Source organism: Thetidibacter halocola (assembly GCF_018224955.1).
GTDB classification, from domain to species: domain Bacteria; phylum Pseudomonadota; class Alphaproteobacteria; order Rhodobacterales; family Rhodobacteraceae; genus Thetidibacter; species Thetidibacter halocola.
The window spans coordinates 401,503-417,760 of the sequence record NZ_JAGTUU010000002.1; the positions used below are offsets into that span (position 1 = coordinate 401,503).

Sequence of the window (16,258 nt, forward strand, 5' to 3'; positions counted from 1 at the left end):
CGCAAAACGCCCTTTTCCTCGGCCCCCGCGCCGGGGTATCGGGAAGGTCCGGCAACGCAGGAGACCGCCTTGGACCAGACCGCAGCCCGCATCGCCCGTACCATCGCCGACCAGATCGCGGCCACACCCGCGCAGGTCGGCGCCGCCATCGAGTTGCTGGACGGGGGCGCGACCGTTCCCTTCGTCGCCCGCTACCGCAAGGAGGTGACGGGCGGGCTGGACGACACGCAGCTGCGCACGCTGGCCGACCGCCTGACCTACCTGCGCGAGATGGAGGCCCGACGGGCCACCATCCTCGACTCGATCAAGGGACAGGGCAAGCTGACCGACGACCTGGCCCGCGCCATCGCGCAGGCCGACAGCAAGGCCACGCTCGAAGACATCTACCTGCCCTACAAGCCCAAGAGGCGCACAAAGGCGATGATCGCCCGCGAGAACGGGCTGGAACCGCTGCTGCGGGCCATTCTCGACGACCGCAACGCCGATCCGCAGGTCCTGGCGCAGGGCTACGTGACCGAGGCGGTCGAAAGCGTGAAGGCCGCGCTGGAAGGCGCGCGGGACATCCTGGCCGAGGAGCTTTCGGAGAATGCCGACCTGCTGGGCCGCCTGCGCGGCTTCATGCAGAAAGAGGCGCAGATCGCCGCCCGCGTCGTGGCCGGCAAGGAAGAGGCGGGCGCGAAATTCCGCGACTATTTCGATCACCGTGAAAGCTGGGCCACGATTCCCTCGCACCGGGCGCTGGCCATCCTGCGCGCCGCCAAGGAAGAGGTCGTGACCATCGACATCGCGCCCGATCCCGAAACCGGCGTGCCGCGCGCCGTCGGCATCGTCTGCGCCGCCATCGGCATTCCGGGCGAGGGGCCGGGCGACCGCTGGCTGCGCGATGCGGCGGGCTGGACCTGGCGGGTCAAACTGTCGCTGTCGATGTATGTCGACCTGCTGTCCGACCTGCGCCGCCGGTCGCATGAAGAGGCGATCGCCGTCTTTGCCCGCAACCTCAAGGACCTGTTGCTGGCCGCCCCCGCGGGCAATCGGGCGACGCTGGGCCTTGACCCCGGTATCCGGACAGGGGTCAAGGCGGCAGTGGTGGATGCCACCGGCAAGCTGCTGGAGACGGCGACGCTTTACCCCTTTCAGCCCCGCATGGACGTGCGCGGGGCGCAGTCGGAAATCCTGCGCATGGTCCGCACCCACAAGGTCGAGTTGATCGCCATAGGCAACGGCACCGCCAGCCGCGAGACGGAGCGGCTGGTGGCCGAGACGCTGGCGCTGATCGACGGGCCGAAACCCACCAAGGTCGTCGTGTCAGAGGCGGGGGCCTCGGTCTATTCCGCGTCGGAACTGGCGGCGCAGGAATTCCCCGACCTCGACGTGTCGCTCCGTGGCGCGGTGTCCATCGCGCGGCGCCTTCAGGACCCGCTGGCGGAACTGGTCAAGATCACGCCGGAAAGCATCGGCGTCGGTCAGTATCAGCACGACGTCGACCAGCGTCGCCTTGCGCAGGCGCTGGAGGCGGTGGTCGAGGATGCGGTGAACGCGGTGGGCGTGGACCTGAACATGGCGTCCGCGCCGCTGCTGGCGCACGTGGCCGGGCTGGGCCCGTCGCTGGCGCAATCCATCGTGCGGCACCGGGACGAAAACGGCGCCTTCCCCTCGCGCAAGGCGCTGCTGAAGGTCGTGGGCCTCGGCCCCAAGGCGTTCGAGCAATGCGCGGGCTTCCTGCGTATCCGCGAGGGCAAGGAACCGCTGGACGCGTCTTCGGTCCACCCCGAGGCCTATGACGTGGCGCGGCGCATCGTGCAGGCCTGCGGCCGCGATATCCGCGAGATCATGGGCAAGCCCGAGGCGCTGCGCGGTCTGCGAGCCGAGCAATTCGTGGATGACCGGTTCGGCTTGCCGACCGTGCGCGATATCCTGTCGGAACTGGAAAAGCCGGGCCGCGACCCGCGCCCGGTGTTCAAGACGGCGACCTTCGCGGACGGCGTCGAGGACATCAAGGACCTGAAACCGGGGATGATGCTGGAGGGGACCGTCACCAACGTCGCGGCCTTTGGCGCCTTTGTGGACATCGGCGTGCACCAGGACGGGCTGGTGCATGTCAGCCAACTGGCCGACCGCTTCGTCAAGGACCCGCACGAGGTGGTCAAGGCCGGCGACATCGTGCGCGTCCGCGTGACCGAGGTGGACATCCCCCGCAAGCGCATCGGCCTGTCCATGCGCAAGGAAGGTGGCGAGGCGCAGGCCCGGGGACGGGGCGTGAGCACAGACGGTCCGAACGGACGCGGCGGCCCTGGTGGCAACCGCCCACCGCGCGCCCCGGCGCCCAAAGGTAATGGCGGCAGCAGCAGCACCGGCGCGCTGGGCGACGCGCTCAAGGCGGCGATGAAGCGAAAGTAGCGGTCAGGCGGGCACGACCGTGACGGACGTGCCCCAGCCCTCGCAGGCGCGGGCCAGTTTTGACGACAGCGGCCGGTCCGTCCAGAAGGCGTCGATCTCGGCCAGCGAGGCGATGCGCGCGGGGGCGCTGCGCTTGAACTTCGAATGATCGGCGACGAGGAAGGTGCGCCGCGACTGGCGCAGGATGGTCTGGCTGACCGCGACTTCCTGGATGTCGAAATCCAGCAGGTCGCCATCCTCGTCCAGCGCCGAACAGCCGATCACGGCGAGGTCGAACTTGAACTTGGCGATCGTGTCGGAGGCCAGGTTGCCGACCAGCCCGCCATCGGCACGGCGCAGGTGGCCGCCGGTGACGACCACCTCGCAGGACGGGTTGGCGACAAGGATGTTCGCCACGTTCATGTTGTTGGTCACCACCATCAGGTTCTCGTGGTGCAGCAGCGACCGCGCCACTGCCTCTGTGCTGGTGCCGATGTTCAGGAACAGGGAAATCGCGTCGGGGATCTGCGCGGCGCAGGCCCGGGCGATGGCGGCCTTGGCCTCGGGGTTCAGGGTGCGGCGTTCTTCGTAGCCGATGTTCACGGTGCCCGAGGGCAGCACGGCCCCGCCATGGACTCGCTCCAGCTTGCCGGAATCGGCCAGTTCGGTCAGGTCGCGGCGGATCGTCTGGAGCGTGACGCCGAAATGCTGCGCCAGTCCCTCCACGGTGACCTTGCCCTCGCGCCGCGCGATCTCGAGGATCTCGGGATGACGAAAGGTCTGGGACATGAGCGCTGTTCGCTTTGTTTCGATTGCAGACCAGTTTGCTGGAGATTTCCAGACTGCACAAGAATAATTCAGAAAAGCGAACATATACGAAAAAAGATTTCTGTTTAGAGTGATTATATATCGGAAAATTGGCGTATGATTGTTTTGCCCCTCAAAAACGAACATAAACGAAAACAAAATTCTTGCGAACAGAACCCACTCGCGCCATAGTCCCCGCATCCACGACGAATGGGAGGAGTCGCAGGATGACGCCCGCAGAGGCAAGACCGGCCGACCTGTTCATCATAGGCGGCGGCATCAACGGATGCGGAATCGCGCGGGATGCCGCGGGCCGTGGTCTGTCGGTGACGCTGGCCGAGATGAACGACCTCGCTTCGGCGACGTCCTCGGCCTCGACTAAGCTGTTTCACGGCGGGTTGCGTTATCTCGAGTATTTCGAGTTCCGCCTGGTGCGCGAGGCGCTGGTCGAACGCGAAGTCCTGCTGCGCGCCATGCCGCATATCAGCTGGCCGATGCGCTTTGTCCTGCCTTACCATCCCGACATGCGGTTCGAGTCGGACACGCCGACCTCGCGCCTGCTGTCCCTGTTCATGCCCTGGATGAAGGGCCGCCGACCGGCCTGGCTGATCCGCCTTGGCCTGTTCCTGTATGACCACCTCGGCGGTCGCAAGATCCTGCCCGGAACGACCACCGTCTCGCTTGATGGCACACCCGAGGGCGCGCCGCTGCAAGAGCGGTTTCACAAGGCCTACGAGTATTCCGATTGCTGGGTCGAGGATTCGCGGCTGGTAATCCTGAACGCCCGCGACGCGGAGGCGCATGGCGCCCGCATCCTGACCCGGACCCGCGTCGTCACCGCCGAACGCGAAGGCGACCTGTGGCGGATCGAGACCGAGGATTCGGAAACCGGCGATCGGCACACGCACCGCGCGCGGATGCTGCTGAACGCGGGCGGGCCGTGGGTGGGCGAGATCATCCGCGGCACCGTGCGCTCGAACAGCCGAGAGGGTGTTCGGCTGGTGCGTGGCAGCCATATCGTCACGCGCAAGCTGTATGACCACGACAAGTGCTATTTCTTCCAGGGAGCCGATGGGCGGATCATCTTCGCCATTCCCTACGAGAACGACTTTACCCTGATCGGTACCACCGACGCCGACCATCCCGATCCCTCGCAGCGGCCGGAATGCACGCCCGAAGAGCGGCGCTACCTGATCGCCTTTGCGAACCAGTACTTCAGGCAGCGCCTGACCGAGGATGACGTCGTCTGGACCTATTCGGGCGTGCGTCCGCTTTATGACGACGGCGCCAGCAGCGCGACGGCGGCGACGCGGGACTATACTCTCAAGGTCGACACGGTGGGCGGCGCGCCGCTGCTGAACGTGTTCGGCGGCAAGATCACAACATATCGGCGGCTGGCCGAAAGCGCGATGGACCTGGTGGCGCAGAACCTGTCGGGCGTCGGCAAAGGCTGGACGGCGGGTGTGCCGTTGCCGGGCGGGGATTTCCCCGTGACGGGGTTCGATGCGCAGGTATCGTCGCTGATGGGTCGTCATGCCTTCCTCACCGAGGCCTGGGCGCGGCGCTTGGTGCGCGCCTATGGCACCGAGGCCGCGCTGATCCTGGGCGACGCCGCGCAGGCCGCCGATCTCGGCCTCGATTTCGGCGCGACCCTGACCGAGGCAGAGGTCGTCTGGCTGATGGACAAGGAATACGCGCGCACCGCCGAGGACGTGGTGTGGCGCCGGAACAAGCTGGGGTTGCGGTTGAACGCGGCCAGGATCGCGGCGCTGGACGCCTGGATGGCGGAACGTCGCCGCGTGGCCGCCAAGGCCGCGGAATAGGGAGGAACGGGGATGGCGCTGGAACTGAAAGGCGTATCCAAGACGGTCGAGGGGGCGGAGCATATCCACCCCACGGACCTGCTGCTGGAGGCGGGCACGATGAACGTGCTGCTGGGTCCGACATCCTCTGGCAAGACTTCTCTCATGCGGCTGATGGCGGGGCTGGACGCGCCCGCTACCGGAAAGATCCTGTGGAACGGGCAGGATGTGACCGGGATGCGGGTGCAGGACCGCAAGGTGGCAATGGTCTACCAGCAGTTCATCAACTACCCGTCGATGACCGTCTACGACAACATCGCTTCGCCGATGAAGCTGATGGGCGCGGACAAGGCCGAGATCGACCGCCGCGTGCGCGAGACCGCCGAGATGATGAAGCTCACTCCGATGCTCAAGCGCAAGCCGCTGGAGCTGTCGGGCGGCCAGCAGCAGCGCTGCGCGCTGGCGCGCGCGCTGGTCAAGAACGCCGGGCTTGTCCTGCTGGACGAGCCGCTGGCCAACCTCGACTACAAGCTGCGCGAGGAAATGCGCGTCGAGATCCCCAAGATTTTCGAGGCGTCGGGCAGCATCTTTGTCTACGCCACGACGGAACCAGAAGAGGCGCTGCTGCTGGGCGGCAATACCGCGACCCTGTGGGAGGGGCGCATCACCCAGTTCGGCCTGACGCCCGACGTCTATCGCCGCCCCGTGGATGCGACGACGGCGCGCGTTTTCAGCGACCCGCCGATGAACTTCCTCCAGATCTCCAAGACCGGCGGCAAGCTGATGTTCGGCAAGGGCCAGTCTGCCCCCGCCACCGGCGCGCTGGCCCGTCTGGCCGACGGCCGCTACACCGCCGGGTTCCGCCCGAACCACCTCGAGATCGGCAAGCATTCCGCCGACGCGGTCGAGTTCAACGCGACGCTGTCCGTGACCGAGCTGACCGGCTCTGAAACCTTCGTCCATCTCGACCACCACGGCGAACGCTGGGTCGGGCTGATCCACGGGGTGCACGAGCTGGCCCTCGGCAAGAGCCTGAAGGTCTACCTGGACCCGCGCCATGTCTACATCTTCGGCGAGGACGGGCGGCTGGTCGCCCCCGCCGCCTACGCCATGGCTGCCTGAGGAGAACGCGATGGCCAAGATCACGCTGGACAACCTCGCGCATTCCTACATGCCGAACCCGGCATCCGAGGATGATTACGCGCTCAAGGAACTCAACCATGTCTGGGAGGACGGCGCCGCCTATGCCCTGCTGGGCGCGTCGGGCTGTGGCAAGTCCACCCTCCTCAACATCATCTCGGGCCTGCTGACCCCGTCTCAGGGCCGCATCCTGTTCAACGACACGGACGTGACGCGCTCGCCCACGGCAGAGCGCAACATCGCGCAGGTGTTCCAGTTTCCGGTGGTCTACGACACGATGACCGTGCGCGACAACCTGGCCTTCCCGCTGCGCAATCGCGGTCGCGCGGAATCCGAGGTTGCCGAGCGCGTGCAGGAAATCGCCCGCATGATTGGCATGGAGCACATGCTGAACCGCAAGGCGCGCGGCCTTGGCGCCGACGAAAAGCAGAAGATCTCGCTGGGGCGCGGCATGGTGCGGCGCGACGTGAACGCCCTGCTGTTCGACGAACCGCTGACCGTGATCGACCCGCATATGAAATGGGAGCTGCGCACCCAGCTCAAGCGGCTGCACAACGAGTTCGGCCACACGATGATCTACGTCACCCACGACCAGACAGAGGCGCTGACCTTTGCCGACAGGGTGGTGGTGATGCATGACGGGCGCGTGGTGCAGATCGGCACGCCCGAGGAACTGTTCGAGCGGCCCGAGCACACGTTTGTCGGCTATTTCATCGGCTCGCCGGGGATGAACGTCATCCCGGCGAAGGTCGATGGCAACCGCGCCTATATCGAGGGCACGGAATTGCCGCTGGCGCGTGGCTATGGAGCGCTGAAGGGCAAGGTCGCCATCGGCGTTCGGCCCGAATACGCGCGGCTATCGTCGTCCGAGGGACTGCCCGTCCGCGTCCGCCGGGTCGAGGACGTGGGCCGGCACAAGATCATCCGCGCGGAATTCTTCGGCCACGAGATCGCGATCATCGCCGGCGAGGATGACCGCATCGGCGCCGACATGACCCGCGTCACCTTCGACCCCGCGCATGTGAACGTCTACGCGAACGATTGGCTTGTGGCAGGGGAGGCCGCGTGATGAACAAGACCGTCAACCAGAAGGCCTGGTTCCTCGTGCTGCCGGTGCTGGTGCTGGTGGCCTTCTCGGCGGTGATCCCGCTGATGACCGTGGTCAACTATTCGGTCCAGGACACGTTCGGCAACAACCAGTTCTTCTGGGCGGGCCTCGAATGGTTCGAGGAGATGCTGCGCGACGAACGCATGTGGAACGCGCTGCAACGACAGCTGATGTTCTCGGCCATCATCCTCGCAATCGAGGTGCCACTGGGCGTGTTCATCGCGCTCAACATGCCAAAGGGCGGGTTCTGGGCGTCGTTCTGCCTGGTGCTGATGTCGCTGCCGCTGCTGATCCCGTGGAACGTGGTGGGCACGATCTGGCAGATCTTTGGCCGGGTGGATATCGGCCTGCTGGGTCATACGCTGGACGCGCTGGGCATCGACTACAACTATACCCAGAACATCTTTGCGGCCTGGGCGACCATCGTCGTGATGGACGTGTGGCACTGGACCTCGCTGGTGGCGCTGCTGGCCTATGCCGGGCTGAAATCGATCCCCGACGCCTATTACCAGGCCGCCAAGATCGACCAGGCGAGCCGCTGGAAGGTATTCCGCTACATCGAACTGCCCAAGATGATGGGCGTGCTGATGATCGCGATCCTGCTGCGCTTCATGGACAGCTTCATGATCTACACCGAGCCTTTTGTCGTCACCGGCGGCGGTCCCGGTAACGCAACGACGCTGCTGTCCATCGACCTAGTCAAGATGGCGCTGGGGCAGTTCGACCTTGGGCCGGCGGCGGCCTTCTCGATCATGTATTTCCTCGTGATCCTGCTGATTTCGTGGGTGTTCTACACCGTGATGACCAATCTCGACAAAAAGGGGATGTGAGCCATGGCCGACGCGACGATCAGCCAGACCCCGACCCGCGCCCGCACCCTGCCAAGGGTCAATACCAGTGCGGTGGTGATGGGCCTTTACCTCTTGTTCCTGCTGCTGCCGATCTACTGGCTGCTGAACATGAGCCTGAAGACCAACACCGAGATCCTGAACAGCTTCACCCTGTTTCCGCGCGACCTGACGCTGGACAATTACCGGACGATCCTGACCGATCCGGCGTGGTACATGGGCTATGTGAACTCGCTCATCTACGTGGTGATGAACACGGTCATCAGCCTCGCCGTGGCGCTGCCGGCGGCCTATGCGTTCAGCCGCTATCACTTCATGGGCGACAAGCACCTGTTCTTCTGGTTGCTGACCAACCGCATGGCGCCGCCTGCCGTCTTCGCGCTGCCGTTCTTCCAGCTGTATTCCTCGGTGGGCCTGTTCGACACGCATATCGCCGTGGCGCTGGCGCATTGCCTGTTCAACGTGCCGCTGGCAGTCTGGATCCTCGAAGGGTTCATGCGCGGCGTCCCGAAGGAGATCGACGAGACCGCCTATATCGACGGCTACAGCTTCGGCGCGTTCTTCGTGAAGATCTTCATGCCGCTGATCGCGTCGGGCATCGGGGTCGCCGCGTTCTTCTGCTTCATGTTCTCATGGGTGGAACTGCTGCTGAGCCGGACGCTGACCACCGTCGACGCCAAGCCCATCGCCGCCATCATGACCCGGACACAAGGCGCATCCGGCATCGACTGGGGCGTGCTGGCGGCGGCGGGCGTGCTGACCATCGTGCCCGGCGCGCTCGTGATCTGGTTCGTCCGCAACTACATCGCTAAGGGCTTTGCCCTGGGGAGGGTGTAATGCGGGCCCTTGCGGGAAGAATGAAGGGCCGCGCCCGACCCTGGGAGGGCGCAGGCAACATCCGGAACGGGCAAGACATCGTCGCGCTGCCTGTCGGCCCTTCGGCGCAGGACGGACACAATGCGCCCTCCCGGGGGGAGGGTCGGGCGCTGCCCGGCCTGCGGCCAGGCGACCACGGCACGAACGGAGCACCGGTTTCCGGCCGGCTTTTGCAAGAGGGGAGCATCTGACATGGAATGGATGGCATGGACCTGGCCGACCGCGATCTTCTTCATGGTCATCGCCTCGCTGCTGATCACCTTCACGATCCTCGCGATCAAGTTTCCCGAAACCCCGCGGGTGGGCATCCTGCGGATCGAGACCACGCGCGGCGACCGGCTGTTCATCACGCTTCTGGGAAGCGCCTTCATCAACCTCGCCTGGCTGGGCCTTGTCGGTCCCGACACCCAGCCCTGGGCGATGGCGGTCTGCCTCGTCTGGGCCGCAGCGGTATTCCGCTGGGTCTAGACGGGCCAAAACGGCGGCGCCCCCTCCCAACGGCCTGAGAAACCGGAAGGGGGCGCCGCCCATCGAAAACCAAGTTCGACAACGGGAGGACCTAATGAACTTGACCCTGAAATCAACAACCAGCCTTGCGCTGGCGCTCAGCTTGCTGGGCGGATCGGCATTCGCCGACATGGACGCCGCACGCGCGTTCCTGGATGCCGAGATCGGAGACCTGTCGACGCTGTCCCGCGCCGACCAGGAAGCCGAGATGCAGTTCTTCGTCGACGCGGCCGCGCCCTTTGCGGGCATGGAAATCAAGGTCGTGTCGGAAACGATCACCACGCACGAATACGAAAGCCAGGTGCTGGCCCCGGCCTTCACCGCGATCACCGGCATCAAGGTCACGCATGACCTGATCGGCGAAGGCGACGTGGTGGAAAAGCTCCAGACGCAGATGCAGTCGGGTGAGAACATCTACGACGGCTACATCAACGACTCGGACCTGATCGGCACCCACTGGCGCTATCAGCAGGTCCGCAACCTGACCGACTGGATCGCCGGCGAAGGCGCCGACGTCACCCTGCCGACGCTGGACATGGACGATTTCATCGGCCTCAGCTTTACCACCGGGCCGGATGGCAAGGTCTACCAGCTGCCGACCCAGCAGTTCGCGAACCTGTACTGGTTCCGCTACGACTGGTTCAACGACGAGAAGAACAAGGCCGACTTCAAGGCCGCCTATGGCTATGACCTGGGCGTTCCGGTGAACTGGTCGGCCTACGAGGACATCGCCGAGTTCTTTACCGGGCGCAACCTGTCGCACCTGGGCGTGACCGGCGAAGTCTTCGGCAACATGGACTACGGCAAGAAGGACCCGAGCCTTGGCTGGCGCTACACCGACGCGTGGATGTCGATGGCCGGCATGGGCGACGTGGGTGAACCCAACGGCCTGCCGGTCGACGAATGGGGCATCCGCGTGAACGAGAACAGCCAGCCCGTCGGTTCCTGCGTGGCCCGTGGCGGCGCGACCAACGCCCCGGCGGCGGTCTATGCCGTGACCAAGGCGATCGAATGGCTGCAGAAGTACACGCCCCCCGCTGCCGCTGGCATGACCTTCTCCGAGGCAGGCCCGATCCCGGCGCAGGGCAACATCGCCCAGCAGATGTTCTGGTACACCGCCTTCACCGCTGACACGGTCAAGCCCGGCCTGCCCGTGATGAACGAGGACGGCACGCCCAAGTGGCGCATGGCCCCCTCGCCGCATGGCGTCTACTGGAAGGAAGGCCAGAAGGTCGGCTATCAGGACGCTGGCTCCTGGACGCTGATGCAGTCGACCCCGGTGGACCGCGCCAAGGCCGCATGGCTCTACGCGCAGTTCGTCACCTCCAAGACCGTGGACGTGAAGAAATCCCATGTGGGCCTGACCTTCATCCGCGAGTCGACCGTGCAGCACGACAGCTTCACCGAGCGCGCCGACAAGCTGGGCGGCCTGGTGGAATTCTACCGCTCGCCGGCCCGCGTGGCATGGTCGCCGACAGGCACCAACGTGCCCGACTACCCGAAGCTGGCACAGCTGTGGTGGCAGAACATCGGTGACGCCATGTCCGGTGCCAAGACCCCGCAAGAGGCCCTCGACGCCCTTTGCGCGGACCAGGAGCGCGTGCTGGAACGCCTCGAGCGTGCCGGCGTGCAGGGCGACATCGGCCCCAAGCTGAACGAGGAGCGGGACGCGCAGTACTGGTTCGACCAGCCCGGCGCCCCCTATCCCAAGCTGGAAAACGAGGACGAGACTCCGATTACCGTCAGCTATGACGAGCTGATCAAGTCCTGGCAGTAAGCCTTCCTCCCTGGCCGGGGCCCTTCGGGGCCTCGGCTTTTTGCTGTAGAAGACCCATGCCGGGCGCACACCGGCTTTGCACGACAGGTGAGGCAGGCCATGACGCATATCCTAGCCATCGACCAGGGCACGACCTCGACCCGTGCCATCCTGTTCGACCAGTCCCTTTCCGTCCTCGCCACCGCGCAGGAGGAATTCACCCAGCATTACCCCGCGCCGGGATGGGTGGAACACGATCCCGCCGATCTATGGGCGACGACCGCCGCCACCTGCCGCGCCGCGATCGAACGCGCGGGGCAGGGTGCCGAGGGCATCGGCGCCATCGGCATCACCAACCAGCGCGAGACGACGCTGGTCTGGGACCGCAAGACCGGCAAGCCGATCCACAACGCCATCGTCTGGCAGGACCGTCGAACCGCGCCCCTGTGCCGCAAGCTGGAGGAAGAGGGCTTTGGAGCCGAGGTGACGCAGCGCACCGGCCTGCTGCTGGACCCGTATTTCTCGGCCACCAAGATCGCGTGGATCCTCGACAACGTCGAAGGCGCCCGCGCCCGGGCCGAGGCCGGCGAGCTGGCCTTTGGCACCGTCGACAGCTGGGTGATCTGGAACCTGACCGGCGGCGCCCGGCACGTCACCGACGCGACCAATGCTGCGCGCACGATGCTGTATGACATCCGGCAGGGCCAGTGGTCGCAGACAATCTGCGACCGGTTGGGCGTACCGATGTCGATGCTTCCCGAAGTGCTGGATTGCTCGGCCGAGTTCGGCGAGACGCGTCCTGACCTGTTCGGCCGCCCGATCCCGATCCGCGGGGTTGCGGGCGATCAGCAGGCGGCGACCGTGGGTCAGGCCTGTTTCCGCCCCGGCATGTTGAAATCCACCTACGGCACCGGCTGCTTTGCCCTGCTGAACACCGGCGATACGCCCGTGACCTCGACCAACCGGTTGCTGACGACGATCGCCTACCAGCTGGACGGCAAGCCGACCTACGCGCTGGAGGGCTCGATCTTCATCGCGGGGGCCGTGGTGCAATGGCTGCGCGACGGGCTGGGCCTGATCCGCAACGCCGCCGACACACAGGGGCTGGCCGATGCCGCCGACCCGGCGCAGGAAGTGGTGCTGGTGCCCGCCTTCACCGGACTGGGCGCACCCTACTGGCGGCCAGACTGCCGTGGCGCGATCTTTGGCCTGACGCGCAATTCCGGACCTGCCGAACTGGCGCGGGCAGCGTTGGAAAGCGTGGGCTTCCAGACGCGCGACCTGCTCGAGGCGATGCAGGTCGACTGGGCAGGCCTTGGCGGCGAAACCGCGCTGCGCGTCGATGGCGGGATGAGCGCGTCCGGCCACGCGATGCAGTTCCTGTCCGACATCCTGGGCGCGCCTGTGGAACGCCCCCGCGTGTTGGAAACGACGGCGATGGGCGCGGCGTGGCTGGCCGGGCAGAAAGCCGGGCTTCTGCCGGGGATGGAGGGCTTTGCCGCCACCTGGCAGGCCGATGCACGGTTCGATCCCGTGATGGCCGCCGATACCCGCGAGGCGCGCTATGCCGCGTGGAAACGGGCCGTCGCCGCGACCATCGGCTACGCCGCTTGAGCGCGCTGGTCGTCCCGGCGCGCAGCGTCGCCGCGCCGGGCAGCCGAGCGGTCCTGTTCGATGTGCTCGGGGCGATGCCGGGCGGGGTTCTGCTGGTGCACAGCCTCTCGGCCGCCTGGGCGGACGAGGCGGGTCGACAGATCGAATCCACGGGCCGCGCGCTGCACCGCCTGCCTGCACGCGGCGAGCCGACGCTGCCCAAGCTGGAGTCCGCTTTGGACGACCTGCGCGGACTCCAGATCGGCGTGGTTGTCGCCATTGGCGGCGGATCGGCCATCGATCTCGCCAAGGCGCTGGCCGCGCTGCTGCCTGCCCCGCGCCCGCCGCTCGACCACCTGGAGGTGGTGGGGCGCGGCCTGCCACTCGACGTGTCGCCACTGCCGATGATCGCCCTGCCGACCACTGCCGGAACCGGGGCCGAGGCGACGAAGAACGCGGTGATCGACGTGCCCGACCATGGCCGCAAGGTCAGCCTGCGCGAAGTACGCATGGTGCCGCGCGTGGCGATCCTCGATGCCGAATTGACCTTGGGCCTGCCTTGGCCGGTCACGCTGATGACCGGCATGGATGCGATCACCCAACTGATCGAGCCCTTTGTCTGCACCCGTGCGACGCCTCAGACAGACTTTATCTGCCGCGCTGCGATCGGGCCGGCCATGCGCGCGCTGCTGGCGCTGTCGCGCGGCGACAGCCTGGCCGCGCGGCATACGATGATCCTTGCCGCGCATCTGGGCGGGATCGCCCTGGCCAATGCCGGGCTGGGTGCGGTGCACGGATTGGCCGGTGTCATCGGCGGTCGGACAGGCGCCCCCCATGGCGCCATCTGCGCCCGGCTTCTGCCCGAGATCCTCGAGGTCAATCGTCTTGCCTGTCAATCGGCGGGGCTGGACACCGGGCGTTTCGACGAGATCGACGGGATGGTCGCAGACGCCTTTGGGGCACCTGCCGCCAAGGCGAGCGACCTCTTGCGCGGCTTCCTGCGTGATCAGGATCTTCCTTCGCTGCTGGGCCGTGCCGCGACCCCGCCAGACCCGAACCTCCTTGCGCAGGAGGCCGAAGTGTCGTCCTCGATGAAGGCCAATCCGGTCGCCCTGCCTCGCGCGGTTCTGGCGCAGGCGGTGCGCGCCGCAGATCCGGCCTTCGGCTGAGCGGCTCAGGCCGCGAACCGCTGCGGAAAATCGCGTTCGAACACGCCGCGCGCTGCGGCAAAGGTTTCGCGGAGCGCGTCGGCGGTGACCAGGTCCGGATTGCCCGACATCGCGGCCTTTTCGCCGTCGCGGCACAGTCCGGCCAGCGCCGAAAAGCCAAGGTTCAGCGACGCGCCCTTGAGGAAGTGCATCTGTTCGGCGACAATCTCTCGGTTGCCGGCATTCTCGGCCAGCAGATCGATGGCGCCGTCGACCTCCGTCAGGAAAAGGTCCACGATCTCGCCGAAATCCTCGGCACCGATTTCTTCCCGCAATTCGGCCACGCGCGCCCAGTCGATCATGCTCTAATCTCCTTTGAGGCCAGACTAGACCGCAAGGGTGAACGCAATCTTTGCACCAGACGGACGAAAGCCTGCAATTTTAGAGTTAAGGGAATGGCAACCAGCCGGATCGTATCGCATCAGGACGCCTCAGGAACAGGACGCCCGTGCAACCCCTTGCCATCCCCGAACCGCTCCCATCCCCGACCGGCGCCGAACGGCGTCGTGCGCTGGTCGTCGATGACAGCCGCGCGCAATTGCGTGTCATGCGCATCATGCTGGAACGCGCCGGGTTCGAGGTGTTCGAGGCCCAATCGGGGCCCGAGGCGCTGGCGCTGTGCTGCGCGATGCCCCCTGACATCGTGGTGTCCGACTGGATCATGCCGGGCATGGATGGGTTGGAATTCTGTCGCCGTTTCAGGGCGTTGCCGCGCGAAGGCTATGGGTACTTCATCCTGCTGACCTCGAAAAGCGGCAAGGACGATATCGCACAGGGTCTCGATTCGGGGGCGGACGATTTCCTGACCAAGCCGGTCAATGGGCACGAATTGCGCGCCCGGGTGAACGCGGGCGCGCGGATCGTCGCCATGCAGAAGGAACTGGCCGAAAAGAATCGCCAGGTGACGGAGGCGCTGGCCGAGTTGCAGAAGGTGCATGACGCCATAGACAAGGACCTGCGCCAGGCCCGCACGATCCAGGAATCGCTTGTGCCGGAACGGGTGCGCGTCTTTGGCCGGACGCGTGTCAGCCTGCTGCTGCGTCCCTGCGGTCATGTCGGCGGCGACCTTGTGGGCATGTTCAGCCCCGCGCCCGCGCGGCTCGGCCTCTACAGCATCGACGTCTCGGGGCATGGCATCACCTCTGCCATGGTGACGGCGCGGGTCGCCGGCTATCTCTCGTCGAAGTTCCCCGACCAGAACATCGCGCTGGACAGACGGCCAGACAGCCGGTTTGCCCTGCGTCCGCCGGATGAGACCGCGCAGATGCTGAACGCCCGCCTTTCGGCCGATCCGGGGGTCGAGGAATACCTGACCATGGCCTACGTGGTTGGCGATCTCGACAGCGGGCAGATGCAGATGGTGCAGGCCGGACACGCGCCGCCGCTGCTGCTGCGGGCCGATGGCGCGGTCGAGATGCTGGGTGAGGGTGGCCTGCCCATCGGCCTCGTCGATGACGTCTCCTACGACACGGTGCGTTTCGCGATGCGCCCGGGCGACCGCCTGCTGTTGTATTCGGACGGCTTCACCGAGGCGGTGATGCAGGACGGCGCCATGCTGGGCGAAGAGGGGCTGATCGACCTGTTCCGCGATTGCGCGACGCGGGCCGAGGGATCCGAACTGCTCGAGGACATGTTCTGGCGGCTGACAAGCGGGATGCAGCGGGGCGCGACGCTGGGCGACGACGTGTCCGCCGCACTGCTGGAATTCGGCGTCGTCGGCCGGGGGCGTACCTAGTCGAGGTGCCGCAGAACAAAGGCACGGTCGCCCGGGTTGCCCAGAACACCCGCCGCCTCGATCGGCGGCAGCCAGACCACGCTATGGCCGGGTTCCGTGGGATCGCCCAGCCGCGCCACGGGCCGCGCGGTATAGATGATGCACAGTTTTTCCGCCCAGAGGTCGTATTCCGGCATGTAGGTGAAGCGCCGGAAGGCGCCCAGCCGCCGAGGCGCCGCGATGCGCCAGCCGGTTTCCTCGAACACCTCGCGGTGCAGCGCGTCAAGCGGGTTCTCACCGGGATCGATGCCGCCACCTGGCAGCTGGACCTCTGGCCAGGGATCGGCCTGGTGGGTCAGCAGCAGCATTCCGTCTCGCGGCAGGATGGCATAGGCGCCGGCGCGCAGCGTGTAGCGGCGGGCGGCCTCGGGCGGTTCTCCATAGCGGCGGATCATCGGTTCATCCCCGGTTGCACCTGACTTGAATGCGCCTATATCGCTGCGGTATGCCAGCGCCCGGCAGA

14 protein-coding genes are annotated in these 16,258 nt (G+C 66.2%); 11 read left to right on the plus strand and 3 right to left on the minus strand.

Annotated features, from left to right (window positions below; genetic code table 11):
- The first annotated feature begins 69 nt into the window (after positions 1 to 69).
- Positions 70 to 2,397: a Tex family protein gene (locus KB874_RS06135; RefSeq protein ID WP_212535673.1), complete on the plus strand. Its 2,328-nt coding sequence runs from the start codon at positions 70 to 72 to the stop codon at positions 2,395 to 2,397.
- 3 nt (positions 2,398 to 2,400) lie between these two features.
- Here KB874_RS06135 and KB874_RS06140 read toward each other — a convergent pair whose 3' ends face one another.
- On the minus strand, positions 2,401 to 3,165 hold the full coding sequence (locus KB874_RS06140; RefSeq protein WP_212535674.1) for a DeoR/GlpR family DNA-binding transcription regulator: 765 nt from the start codon (positions 3,163 to 3,165) through the stop codon (positions 2,401 to 2,403).
- Positions 3,166 to 3,410: 245 nt separating this feature from the next.
- On the opposite strand from KB874_RS06140, the gene glpD reads away from it, so the two are divergent.
- The 9 genes from glpD (at position 3,411) to KB874_RS06185 (ending at position 13,982) form a co-directional block, all read left to right on the plus strand.
- Positions 3,411 to 5,006, plus strand: a complete 1,596-nt coding sequence (glpD, locus tag KB874_RS06145; RefSeq protein WP_212535675.1) for a glycerol-3-phosphate dehydrogenase — start codon at positions 3,411 to 3,413, stop codon at positions 5,004 to 5,006.
- Positions 5,007 to 5,018: 12 nt separating this feature from the next.
- A complete protein-coding gene (locus KB874_RS06150) occupies positions 5,019 to 6,107 on the plus strand; it encodes an ABC transporter ATP-binding protein (RefSeq protein ID WP_212535676.1) in 1,089 nt (362 codons plus the stop codon).
- A gap of 10 nt (positions 6,108 to 6,117) precedes the next feature.
- Positions 6,118 to 7,194: an ABC transporter ATP-binding protein gene (locus KB874_RS06155; protein WP_212535677.1), complete on the plus strand. Its 1,077-nt coding sequence runs from the start codon at positions 6,118 to 6,120 to the stop codon at positions 7,192 to 7,194.
- Positions 7,194 to 8,063 carry a carbohydrate ABC transporter permease gene (locus KB874_RS06160; protein ID WP_212535678.1) on the plus strand — a complete coding sequence of 290 codons (870 nt, stop codon included), beginning with the start codon at positions 7,194 to 7,196 and terminating at the stop codon, positions 8,061 to 8,063. The genes KB874_RS06155 and KB874_RS06160 overlap by 1 nt, the downstream gene beginning before the upstream one ends.
- A 3-nt stretch (positions 8,064 to 8,066) precedes the next feature.
- The gene (locus tag KB874_RS06165; protein ID WP_212535679.1) at positions 8,067 to 8,918 is read left to right on the plus strand and encodes a carbohydrate ABC transporter permease; all 852 of its coding nucleotides are present in this window, start codon (positions 8,067 to 8,069) and stop codon (positions 8,916 to 8,918) included.
- 231 nt (positions 8,919 to 9,149) lie between these two features.
- The gene (locus KB874_RS06170) at positions 9,150 to 9,425 is read left to right on the plus strand and encodes a DUF2160 domain-containing protein (protein WP_212535680.1); all 276 of its coding nucleotides are present in this window, start codon (positions 9,150 to 9,152) and stop codon (positions 9,423 to 9,425) included.
- 94 nt (positions 9,426 to 9,519) lie between these two features.
- Entirely contained in the window at positions 9,520 to 11,241 is a 1,722-nt protein-coding gene (locus KB874_RS06175; protein ID WP_212535681.1) for an ABC transporter substrate-binding protein, read from the plus strand.
- A gap of 99 nt (positions 11,242 to 11,340) precedes the next feature.
- A complete protein-coding gene (glpK, locus tag KB874_RS06180) occupies positions 11,341 to 12,834 on the plus strand; it encodes a glycerol kinase GlpK (RefSeq protein ID WP_212535682.1) in 1,494 nt (497 codons plus the stop codon).
- Entirely contained in the window at positions 12,831 to 13,982 is a 1,152-nt protein-coding gene (locus KB874_RS06185; RefSeq protein WP_212535683.1) for an iron-containing alcohol dehydrogenase, read from the plus strand. The genes glpK and KB874_RS06185 overlap by 4 nt, the downstream gene beginning before the upstream one ends.
- Before the next feature lie 5 nt (positions 13,983 to 13,987).
- Here the strand turns inward: KB874_RS06185 and KB874_RS06190 are convergent, their stop codons facing one another.
- A complete protein-coding gene (locus KB874_RS06190) occupies positions 13,988 to 14,323 on the minus strand; it encodes an Hpt domain-containing protein (protein WP_212535684.1) in 336 nt (111 codons plus the stop codon).
- A gap of 146 nt (positions 14,324 to 14,469) precedes the next feature.
- On the opposite strand from KB874_RS06190, the gene KB874_RS06195 reads away from it, so the two are divergent.
- Positions 14,470 to 15,756: a PP2C family protein-serine/threonine phosphatase gene (locus KB874_RS06195; protein ID WP_346346512.1), complete on the plus strand. Its 1,287-nt coding sequence runs from the start codon at positions 14,470 to 14,472 to the stop codon at positions 15,754 to 15,756.
- Here the strand turns inward: KB874_RS06195 and KB874_RS06200 are convergent.
- Entirely contained in the window at positions 15,753 to 16,190 is a 438-nt protein-coding gene (locus KB874_RS06200) for an NUDIX hydrolase (RefSeq protein WP_212535685.1), read from the minus strand. The two genes, KB874_RS06195 and KB874_RS06200, sit on opposite strands and share 4 nt — an antisense overlap.
- Positions 16,191 to 16,258 lie beyond the last annotated feature (68 nt).